The sequence below is a fragment of the Streptomyces sp. NPDC099050 genome, assembly GCF_044759865.1.
In the GTDB taxonomy this organism is placed as follows: Bacteria; Actinomycetota; Actinomycetes; order Streptomycetales; family Streptomycetaceae; genus Streptomyces.
The window spans coordinates 175217-185729 of sequence record NZ_JBIWAE010000019.1; the positions used below are offsets into that span (position 1 = coordinate 175217).

General features: G+C 70.7%; 10 protein-coding genes and 1 pseudogene. 8 read left to right on the top strand and 3 right to left on the bottom strand.

Features of this window, described 5'->3' with window-relative positions; genetic code table 11:
- The first annotated feature begins 135 nt into the window (after nt 1-135).
- The 6 genes from ACIQV3_RS28865 to ACIQV3_RS28890 all read left to right on the top strand — a co-directional run bounded on the left by ACIQV3_RS28865 (nt 136) and on the right by ACIQV3_RS28890 (nt 5273).
- A complete protein-coding gene (locus ACIQV3_RS28865) occupies nt 136-759 on the top strand; it encodes a flavodoxin family protein (protein WP_403716886.1) in 624 nt (207 codons plus the stop codon).
- A gap of 128 nt (nt 760-887) precedes the next feature.
- Nucleotides 888-1904 (top strand): 3-oxoacyl-ACP synthase III family protein, encoded by a 1017-nt coding sequence (locus ACIQV3_RS28870; RefSeq protein WP_403716888.1) that lies wholly within the window; start codon nt 888-890, stop codon nt 1902-1904.
- A 154-nt stretch (nt 1905-2058) separates the two neighbouring features.
- On the top strand, nt 2059-2871 hold the full coding sequence (locus ACIQV3_RS28875) for an arylamine N-acetyltransferase (protein WP_403716890.1): 813 nt from the start codon (nt 2059-2061) through the stop codon (nt 2869-2871).
- 7 nt (nt 2872-2878) lie between these two features.
- Nucleotides 2879-3280: a YybH family protein gene (locus ACIQV3_RS28880; RefSeq protein ID WP_403716892.1), complete on the top strand. Its 402-nt coding sequence runs from the start codon at nt 2879-2881 to the stop codon at nt 3278-3280.
- A gap of 155 nt (nt 3281-3435) precedes the next feature.
- Nucleotides 3436-3849 carry a VOC family protein gene (locus ACIQV3_RS28885; protein ID WP_403716894.1) on the top strand — a complete coding sequence of 138 codons (414 nt, stop codon included), beginning with the start codon at nt 3436-3438 and terminating at the stop codon, nt 3847-3849.
- 2 nt (nt 3850-3851) lie between these two features.
- Nucleotides 3852-5273, top strand: a complete 1422-nt coding sequence (locus ACIQV3_RS28890) for an FAD-binding oxidoreductase (RefSeq protein WP_403716896.1) — start codon at nt 3852-3854, stop codon at nt 5271-5273.
- A gap of 91 nt (nt 5274-5364) precedes the next feature.
- On the opposite strand, the gene ACIQV3_RS28895 is transcribed toward ACIQV3_RS28890, so the two are convergent.
- Entirely contained in the window at nt 5365-6219 is an 855-nt protein-coding gene (locus ACIQV3_RS28895; RefSeq protein WP_403716898.1) for an NAD(P)H-binding protein, read from the bottom strand.
- A gap of 25 nt (nt 6220-6244) precedes the next feature.
- Nucleotides 6245-7480, bottom strand: coding sequence for an acyltransferase family protein (locus tag ACIQV3_RS28900; RefSeq protein ID WP_403716900.1), 1236 nt, complete (start codon nt 7478-7480; stop codon nt 6245-6247).
- A gap of 306 nt (nt 7481-7786) precedes the next feature.
- Here ACIQV3_RS28900 and ACIQV3_RS28905 point away from each other — a divergent pair, with 306 nt between their 5' ends.
- Entirely contained in the window at nt 7787-8566 is a 780-nt protein-coding gene (locus ACIQV3_RS28905) for an alpha/beta fold hydrolase (protein WP_403716902.1), read from the top strand.
- Nucleotides 8567-8693: 127 nt separating this feature from the next.
- The gene (locus tag ACIQV3_RS28910) at nt 8694-10184 is read left to right on the top strand and encodes an MFS transporter (RefSeq protein WP_403716904.1); all 1491 of its coding nucleotides are present in this window, start codon (nt 8694-8696) and stop codon (nt 10182-10184) included.
- Between the two features lie 203 nt (nt 10185-10387).
- Here ACIQV3_RS28910 and ACIQV3_RS28915 read toward each other — a convergent pair.
- Nucleotides 10388-10513, bottom strand: a pseudogene (locus tag ACIQV3_RS28915) (chorismate synthase); the annotation flags it as partial.

Genomic DNA, 10513 nt, shown 5'->3' on the forward strand with positions numbered 1-10513 from the left:
CAACTGACCCTCGTATCAGCCGCCACCTGACAGATTTCGATGTCGGCCATTGCCTGATTTCCGCCCGCTCACCAGCATCCGATGGTCCGAATCACGCCCCGAACCCATCGATCTCGCCCCAGGAGATGTCTAGGCATGGTCAACATCGCCGTCGTCTATTACTCGTCCACCGGAAACGTCCACCAGCTCGCCGAAGCGGCCGCCTCGGCCGCCGGGAAGGCCGGAGCGGAGGTACGGCTCCTGCGCATTCCGCGGCTGAACGCCGAGACCGTCGTTCCCGGCACCGAGGACGCCGTGACCGCGCACGGGCAGACCGACGGCGAGATCCCCGAGGTCCGGCTCGACGACTTGCTCTGGGCCGATGGCATCCTCATCGGCACCCCCGTCCGGTTCGGGCTGCCCGCCGCCCCGGTCGGCGCCTTCATCGACTCCACCGCGCCCGTGTCGATTCCGGGCAAGCTCGCCAACAAGGTGGTGTCGGCCTTCACCTCGGGCTCCGCACCGCACGGCGGTCACGAGACCACCCTGCTCGCGGTCCACAACGCCGTCTGCCACTGGGGCTCGCTCATCGTCGCCAACGGCTCCACCGGCGAGGTCCTGTTCCGCCCGGAGAACGGCAACCCCTACGGAAGCTCCAGCGTCACCCGCAACCGTCCCGGAAACGTCCACGAGGACAATCTCGCCGCCGTCGAATTCCAGGCGCGCCGGGTCACCGAAGTCGCGGGAATCGTCGTCCGCGGCCTTGCCGCCGCCCAGTAGGAAACCCGGGCCGAACTTCCGAGACTTCTGACGCATTTCCAACCACCTGACAGAAACCGGGAAATGACGTGGCACCGCGCATCACCGCGCGGAACCATGGGCGCCCGAGCACACCGAGGGGACGACAATTGATCACCACCGGCCGCCGTTTCGAAGAGGGCCCGGCAGCGCCCGCCGTCGGAATTCTGGGAACCGGCTCCTGTCTGCCGTCCCACGTCGTCACCAATGACGAAGTCGGCGCCCCCGCGGGAGTCGACGGCGCGTGGATCTTCGGCAAGACCGGCATACGCAACCGCCGGTGGGCCAAACCGGACGAGGCCACTTCCGACCTGGCCATCGCCGCGGGCCGGGCCGCTCTCGAACAGGCCGGTGTCCGCGGCGCCGAGCTCTCCTTGGTCATCGTGGCCACCTCCACTCCCGACTCCCCGCAGCCGCCGACCGCCTCCCTGGTGGCCGACGGGCTCGGCGCCGGCAGCGGCACCACCGCCTTCGACCTCAACGCGGTGTGCAGCGGCTTCATCTTCGCGCTGACCACCGCGGAGCGGATCATCCGGGACACGGGCGGCTACGCGCTGGTCGTCGGCGCGGACGTGTACTCCCGGATCCTCGACCCGGAGGACCGCCGCACCACCATCCTGTTCGGCGACGGCGCCGGCGCCGTCGTCATCGGCCCGGCCACGGGCCGGACCCTCCTCAGCGCCCGCCTCGCCGGCTTCAGCTCCGAGCACGAGCTGATCGGGGTCCCGGGCGGCGGCAGCCGCCTCCCGGCCACCGAGGACACCCTGCGCGAGGGGCTGCACTACTTCACGATGAACGGCCGCGCGGTCCGTGACTTCGTCGCCGAGATGGTGGCCCCGGCCATCTCCGAGTTCCTGGCCGACAACGGTGTGGCCCCCTCGGACATCGCGCACTTCGTCCCGCACCAGGCCAACGGCCGGATGATCGACGACCTCGCCGACCGGATCGGGATCCCGCGCGAGCGCACCCGTTCGACCTACGGGGAGTACGGCAACACCGGCTCCGCATCCGTGCCGGTCACCCTCGACCATGCCGTGCGCACCGTGGAGATGAAGGACGGGGACCTCGTCCTGCTCGCCGCGTTCGGCGGCGGGATGGCCATGGGCCTCGTCCTGCTCCGGTGGTGACCGCACCCGGCTAGCGGCACCCGACCCCCGGGACCCTCCCTCGGGCCCCTCCCCCGGGACCCTCCCTCGGGCGCCCACCCCACCCCGGGCCCCGCACCCCAGGCTTCCTCCCCCCACGGCTCCAGCCCCTCCCACCCTGCCCATGGAGACAGACATGCTGAATGACGCCCAGGTCGATGCGTATCTGGACCGCATCGGTGCGACCCGCCCCGAGCGGGCGGACCTCGCCGCGCTGCGCCGGCTCCAGGAGCGGCACTGCCTGACCGTGCCGTTCGAGAACCTCGACTACCACTTCGCCGGAGCCTCCGTCCACATGGACGAGCAGGTCCTGGAGAAGCTGGTCGACCGCCGCCGCGGTGGTGGCTGCTACGAGGTCAACCCCGCCTTCGGGTACCTGCTGAGCGCCCTCGGCTACGAGGTGGAGGTCCTGCCCGGCCAGGTCTACCGCCCCGACGGCCCGGGCCCGTTCATGGGCCATCTGGCGCTCCGCGTCGTGCTGGACGGCGAGGCCTGGCTGGTCGACGTCGGCTTCGGCCGCAACAGCCGTACGCCGCTGCGCTTCGCCACCGCCGAACCGCAGCAGGACGCGCACGGCAGCTACCGGGTCGTACCCGGCGAGGGCGAGGCCGCCTGGGGCTTCGACGTCCTGCTGAACGACCGTCCGCTGTACCGGATCGACGACCGCCCGGTGCGGGTGGCCGACTTCGTGCCGACCCTGTGGTGGTGGCGGACCGCCCCCGAGTCCCCGTTCCTGGCCGACGTGTTCTGCTCGCTGCCGACCGAGGACGGCGGGCGCATCACCCTCAAGGGCAACCGCCTCACCCAGATCACGGGGTCGGAGCGCGTCGTCGAGGACCTGGCGGACGACGAAGCCGTGCTCGCGGCCTACCGCAAGTACTTCGGCTTCGACCTGGACGCGCTCCCGGCCACCCCCGAGCCCGGCCGCGCCGGCATTCAGACGGGCTGAGGACGGCATGACCGACGTCCAGGGCGCACTTCTGCCCCCGACCGATCCCGCCGAGCTTCCCGCGGTCTTCGAGGCGGCCTTCAACTCCGGTGACCTCGCCCTGGTGGACCGCCTCTTCGCCCCCGGCGCCGTGTTCGTCACCCGTCCCGGCGAGGCGGTCACCGAGGACGCCCGGCGCGCGGCCAACGCCCGGTTCCTGGAACTCGGCGTCCCGATCGCGCTCACCCTGCGGCACACCTATGTCTGCGAGGACATCGCCCTGCTCGTGGGGGACTTCGTGATCTCGGGCACCGGCCCGGACGGAGAGCCCGTGCACCAGGAGGGCTCCGCCACCGACGTGGCCCGGCGCGGCCCCGACGGCCGCTGGCGCTACGTGATCGACAACCCGTCCGGCACCGACCGCGGATAGCCCCGCATGTCCGACGCGCGCCCGATCCCGTCCGTCCCTGACCCCGTGCCTCCGGCGCGGGGTCGGGGCGTTTCCCGCCCCCTGACCCACTCCCCTCGATCCCAACCCCCGCACCCCGAACCCCGACCCCGACCCCCGACAGAAGGCAGTCCTCCGTGGCCATCCGGCTCAACCACACCGTCCTCACCGCCCTTGACCGCGACGCCACCGCGGAGTTCCTGATCGACATCCTGGGACTCGAACCGAGCCGCCGCTACGGGCCGTTCCGCGTACTCCAGCTCTCGAACGACATCACCCTCGACGTGCTCGGCAGCGAACACGCCCTCAACGGCGCCGGTCTCGGCGCCGACGGCACGGTCACCCCACAGCACTACGCCTTCCTCGTGGACGACCACGAGTTCGACGAGATCTTCGCCCGGATCCAGGACCGCCGGCTGCCCTACTGGGGCGACCCCTTCCACCGCCACGCCGGCGTCACCAACACCTGGTACGGAGGCCGCGGCGTCTACTTCGACGACCCGAACGGCCACAGCATCGAAGTCATGACCGCCCCCTACGAAATGGACTGACCGTGCCCACACAGGAAGCACAGGAAACACAGGAAGCACCGGCCGTACTGCCCGCACCGGCGGTACCGCCCGCACCGGCCCCACTCGCCGCACCGGCCCTCAGGCCCGGGGACGAGGGCTACGACGACGAGCGGCTCGGCTACAACCTGGCCCTCGATCACCGGCCGGCCCTCATAGTCCGCGCCCGGGACACCGCCGACGTCCGGGAAGCGGTCCGCCACGCGGCGGAAGCCGGCCTGGGCGTCGCCGTACAGGCCACCGGCCACGGCGTCTCCCGTTCGGCCGAGGGCCAGCTGATGATCAGCACCCGGCGGATGACGGGGGTGCGGGTCGACCCCGAGCGCCGCACCGCGACCGTCGCGGCCGGGACCGTGTGGCAGGAGGTCCTCTCCGCGACCGCACCGCACGGCCTGGCGCCCCTGAACGGATCGAACCCCGGTGTCGGCGCCGTCGGTTACACCGTCGGCGGCGGCATGGGACTGCTCGGCCGCCGGTACGGATACGCCGCCGACCACGTCCGCAGCCTGGACGTCGTCACCGCGGACGGCCGGCTCCGCACGGTGACCCCCGACCGGGAGCCGGACCTCTTCTGGGCCCTGCGGGGCGGCAAGGGCAACTTCGGCGTGGTCGTCTCCATGGAGATCGACCTGTTCCCGGTCGCCGAACTGTACGGCGGCGGACTCTACTTCGGGCCGGACATGGCGGCCACGGCCCTGCGCGCCTACGCCGGGTGGACCGCCGCGGTCCCCGAGGAGATGTCCTCCTCCATCCAGCTGATCCGCTACCCCGACCTGCCGGTCCTGCCCGAAGCGATGCGCGGCAGGTACGTCGCCCACATCCGGATCGCCTGGTGCGGCGAGGTCGCCGAGGGCGAGCGCCTGGTGCGGCCGCTGCGCGACCTGGGCCCGGTGCTCCAGGACACCGTCACCAAGATGCCCTACCTCGAAGTCGGGTCCATCCACCACGAACCGCCGTTCCCGGTGGCGGCGTACGACCGCAACACGGCGCTGCGCGAGCTGCCCCCCGTCGCCGTCGAGGCCCTGCTCGAACTGGCGGGTCCGCAGGCGGACGCCCCCTACTTCGTCGAGATCCGCCACCACGGGGGCGCCTACGCCCGCCCGCCCCGCACCGAGAGCGCGGTCGCGGGCCGGGACGCCGGTTTCATGCTGTTCTCCACCTCGATCATGGAGCCCGGCCGGCTGCCCGCGATCCGCGACGCCCACGACCTGCTCCACCGCACGATGGAGCCGTGGGGCACCGGCGGGGCCTTCGTGAACTTCTTCGGCATCGACGACACCGGCGCCGACCGGGTCCGCAGCGCGTACACGGAGTCCGGCCACGCCCGGCTGGCGGCGCTCAAGGCGGCGTACGACCCGGAGAACCTGTTCCGGGTGAACTACAACATCGAGCCGACGGAGAGCTGACGGCGCCGCGAGCTCGCGGCGCCGCGAGCCGACAGCACGGAGGGGGACGGACCGTCCGGTCCGTCCCCCTCCGTCAGTGCCCCGGCTCACCTCAGCCGGTGAAGTCCCGCGCGTGATCGGCCGCCCACTCGGCGAACGTCCGCGCCGGACGCCCGGTGATCTTCTCCACGTTGTCCGACAGGTGCGTCGGTACGCCGTCGGAGGCCGACCAGTAGCCGAACACCGCTTCGGCGACCCAGGCCGGCACGGTCTCGCTGAGATCCGTACGCGCCTGCTCGTCGGTGCGCTCCTCGAACTCCAGCTCCTTGCCGACGACCTCGGCGATGATCTCCAGCTGGCGGCGCTGGGTCACCGACTCGGGACCGCTGAGGAAGTAGCTCTGCCCCTCGTGGCCCGGCTCGGTCAGGGCCTTCACGGCGACCGCCGCGATGTCCTTCTCGTGAATGACGTCGCTGTGCGACTCGGGGTACGGGAAGCGCACCTTCTGCTCCGCCCGGATGCTCTCGGGCCAGCCCCACATCAGGATGTTGCTGGCGAAGTTGTGCGGGCGCAGGAAGGTGTACGCGATGCCGGACTCGACGATCGCCGCCTCCACCGCACGGTGCATCTCGGTGATCGGCTCCTGTCCGGGGAAGCTCTCGGTCACCGTCTGGGACGACAGCAGGACGATGTGCTTCACCCCGGCCTGCTGCGCGGCCGCCAGGAACTCGCCGATTCCCTGCGGGACGGCGTACAGGAAGACCTTCTCCACGCCCTCGAGCGCGGCGGGCAGCGTCTCGGGGCGGCCGAGGTCGGCCTCGACCACCTCGACGGTCTCCGGGGCGGCCAGGCGCGAGGGGGTGCGGGCGCCGGCCCGGACCGGGACGCCGGCCCCGATCAGCTGGGAGAGGACCTCGCGGCCCACCTGACCGGTGGCGCCGGTGACCAGGATCTGCGTGCTGGACATGTTGCTCCTTGAAGTCTGAAGGTGCTCAGGCACCGGAGGAAACGCGGTCTGAGGTCCGGTCCTTACGCCGCGACTTGGCGAAGCGGCGGGTCAACGGCCTCTCCACACCGGCGTAGAGGGCCCAGGAGAGGACGACGGTGATGCCCGCGGCGGCGACGAGGAGCAGGCTCGTGGTGAGCGCCGAGTAGGTCTCGGTCCCGAGCAGCTTGCGCCCGTAGGCGAGCACCACGAAGTGCAGCAGGTAGAAGGCGAAGGAGATCTCGCCGAGCCAGAGCATGGTGCGGTTGCGGAAGATGGTGAACCGGTTCTCCACGTCCGCGGTGGCGGCGGCGGCGATCAGCAGGATCACCGGGATGATGCAGGTGGCGCGCTGTCCGTACAGGTAGGGGACGTACGCGGTCAGGACGTAGCCGGCCACGAGCAGCAGACCCGACCAGATCATGCCGATGTTCTTCCAGCGGCCGCGCTGCACGGCGTGCGCGACGAGCATGCCGAGCGCGAAGTCGACCATGCGGACGGGCGGGAGCACGTAGGTGACCCAGTACTGGATCACGGAGCTGGCCTCGCCGCCGGGGATCCCCGGGGCGTCCGGCAGCAGCGCGTAGGCGAGCATCGGGGTGGCGACGACCAGCGCGACGGCGCCGGCGATCCAGTACTTGAGGTGGCTGTCGCGGATCCGGCGGAAGGCGTTGTTCAGCATGGGGAACGCGGCGTAGAAGACCGCCTCCGCACCCAGCGACCAGCTCGGCGGGGTGACGCTGAAGTAGGTGTTGAACTCGGGCGACCACACCTGGACCATCAGCAGGTTGGCGATCGAGGTGCCGACCGGGGTGTAGGCGGAGGCGAAGAGCACCATGCCCAGCACCCAGGCGACCACGTAGTTCGGGTAGATCTTCACGAACCGGCGGCGCCAGAAGGCCCGTGCGGTGTCCTTCTGACGGGCGGACCAGCTGAGCACGAAGCCGCTGAGCACGAAGAAGAAGGTGACGCCGAGGCCGCCCATCTGCCCGGCGGACTTGTAGAAGTCCATGACGTCCGCGTCTTCCCCGAGGAGCCGCAGGGCGGGGATCGGCAGGGCCGCGTGGTAGAGGAACACCAGCAGTGCGGCGGGGAATCGGAGTCCGGTCAGTGAGGGAAGCCGGCTCTGACCACGCTCCGGGTTCGTACCCCGGTCGGGGCTCGTGCCCCGGTCGGTCTGCGCGGTGGGAGCCTCGGCGGCCGCGGCCGCCGGTCCTTCCGCGATCATCTGGCCGTGAGCCATGAAATAACCGTCCTTGGAAATGGAGTTGTCGCGTTTCCTTTATGGATCAGTCGCTGATTAGACTACTTCCGGCGGATTCCCGGCACGGCCGGTGGCTTAATCTGTCAGCTGCGGCCACGGTGCGGCTTCCCGTGTGGCTTCCCGTGTGGCACCGACCGGTGCGGACCGGCGTCGACCTGACAGATTGCCGGGGCCGAACTCCCGAACCCCTCGTTCCCCCCTTAGGTTTCCGAAGGCGTTGCCCATCTCTTGGCGATGGCGGAGCGCATCGTGATATCGGCAATGACGCAAAACAAGGGGAGAAACATGCCCATCGTGTCCGCAGGTGACGCCCGCGTGGACTACCAGGTCCGCGGGTCCGGCACCGGCCTGCTCTTCGTCCACGGCACCGGCTTCGGCGCCCAGGGAACCTGGGGCCACCTCGCCGACGAGTTCGCCGGGAGCCGCACCGTGCTCCTGCCGGACCTTTCCGGCTGCGGTGCCACCGAGGACGACGGCACCGAGCTGACCGTGGAGCAGCTCGCCGCCCAGGTGATCGGCGTGATCGAGGAGGCCGGCGACGGCCCGGTCGACCTGGTCGGCTTCTCACTCGGCGCGCTGATCTCCGCGACGGTCGCCGCCACCCGTCCGGACCTGGTCCGGCGCCTGGTCCTCACGGCCGGCTGGGCCGCCCCCGAGGACGAGTACATGCGCAACCTGATGAGCGTGTGGCGTGCGCTGGAGGACAAGCCGGACGCGTTCGGCCGCTTCGGCACCCTGACCGCGTTCAGCCGCTCCTTCCTCAACGGCATCGGCCGGGAGCAGCTCGAGGGCATCATCGCCGGCAACCAGCCGAGCGAGGGCGCACTGCGCCACATCGACCTCAACCTGCGTGTGGACATCCGCGACCTGCTGCCGAAGATCGAGGCCGAGACGCTGGTCATCGGCTGCACCCTGGACGCCACGGTCCCCGTGGAGCACTCCCGCGCACTGCACGCCGCCATCAAGAACAGCTCGTACGCCGAGCTGGAGAGCGGCCACGTGGTGGTCTACGAGAAGCCCGCCGAATTCGTCAAGCTCGTTCAGGACTTCATTCACCAGTCCTGAAGTCTTGTTTTCCCATCCCTGAATCCATGATTCCCACTCGACCAAAGGGCGGGGCCGGTCACGACCGTCCCCGCCCTTTTCGCGGCCCCAACAGCCCGCTCGGTCGATGGAACCGAAAGGACCCCCCATGTCGTCGGGCACAGATTCGAGAACATCAGCATCCCGTCGTCCCGCACTCGTCCTGGCGCTCCTCGCGCTGGCCCAGCTCATCACTTCGCTCGATTACAACATCGTTTATGTGGCACTGCCCGAAATCGGCGAAAGCCTCGATTTCTCCTCCCAGACGCTGCAGTGGGTCGTTAGTGCCTACGCCGTGATCTACGGCGGTTTCCTGCTGCTCGGCGGCCGTGCCTCCGACCTCCTCGGCCGCCGCCGCATGTTCGTCTTCGGCCTCTCCCTCTACGCCGTCGGCTCGCTCCTCGGCGGCCTCGCCAACGCCTCGGAGTTCCTCGTCGCGGCGCGAGCGGTGCAGGGCCTGGGCGGCGCGTTCCTCTTCCCCGCCACCCTCTCCCTGGTCATCACCTCCTTCAGCGAGGGCCGCGAGCGCAACCGGGCCCTGGCGGTCTGGGCGGGTGCCGGGGCCAGCGGCATGGTCCTCGGCTCGCTGCTCGGCGGCGTCCTGACCCAGGCCTTCGGCTGGGAGTCGGTCTTCTACGTCAACGTCCCGCTGGCGGTCCTCGCCATCGCCGCGGCCTACGTGCTGATCGCCCCGGACGGCAAGCGCGCCGCCGGCCGCTCCTTCGACGTGCCCGGCGCGCTGACCGGCACCGCCGGTGCCACCCTCGTGGTCTTCGCCCTGGTCCAGGGACCGGAGTCCGGCTGGGCCTCGGCCCCCGTGCTCGGCGCGGGCGCGGCCGCCCTGGTGCTCCTCGCCATCTTCCTGGTGGTCGAGTCGCGCAGTGCCGAACCGCTGCTGCCGCTGCGGCTGTTCCGCAACCGCAACCTGTCCGCGGGCGTGGCCACCACGTTCATGTTCATGGCGACCTTCGGTTCGCTGCTGTACTTCCAGACCATCTACTTCCAGGGCGTGCACGGCTACAGCGCACTCCAGACCGGTCTGGCCTTCCTGGTCCCGATGGTCGCGGGCCTGGTCGGCTCCACCGTCGGCGGCCGGCTCGCCACCCGCTTCGGCACCCGCAACACCATCCTGGGCGCCCTGGCCGTGGGTGCGGTGGGCACGCTGATGCTCGCACTCGCGATGGACCCGTCGGCCTCGTACATCGCCCTGGTCCCCGGCCTGATCGTGCTCAGCCTCGGCCAGGGGGCGCTCTACACCAGCATGTTCGCCGCGTCCTCGTCCGGCGTGGACCCGATGGAGCAGGGCATCGCCTCCGGCATCGTCTCCACCGGCCAGCAGGTGGGCGGCGCCGTGGGGCTCGCGCTCCTGGTCGCCGTAGCCAACTCGATCACCGGCGAGGAGGCCACCGCGGCGGCGACGACGGACGGTCTGCGCACCGCCGTCCTGATCGCGGCCGCCGCCATGGTCGTCTCGATCGGCATCGCGCTCACCTTCCGCCGTGTCGACGCCGAGGCGGCGGGCACGCCGGCCGGGGAGCCGTCCCCGCGGGACGCCCGGACCGCCGAGGACGAGCAGTCCGTGGCATCGGTGTCCGTCTGACCCTCGGACCGCACGGACCTTCCACACGAAGGCTCCGCACGAAGGCTCCGCACGCCCCCGGCGACTACGGCCGGTGTCTCCCTCGGGAGGCACCGGCCGTAGTCGTGCGCGGAGGATGCCGACGGGCACCCGTCACAACGGGCGGTGGGGGCACGGATGTCCGTGCCCCCACCGCCCGTTGTGACGTGCCGACTGGCTCCAGATCAGCCGAACTGGAGGTTGTCGAGGTACGACCGGACGTTGCGGCGGGTCTCGGGGACCGAGTCGCCACCGAACTTCTCCACGACCGCGTCGGCCAGCACCAGAGCCACCATCGCCTCCGCGACGAT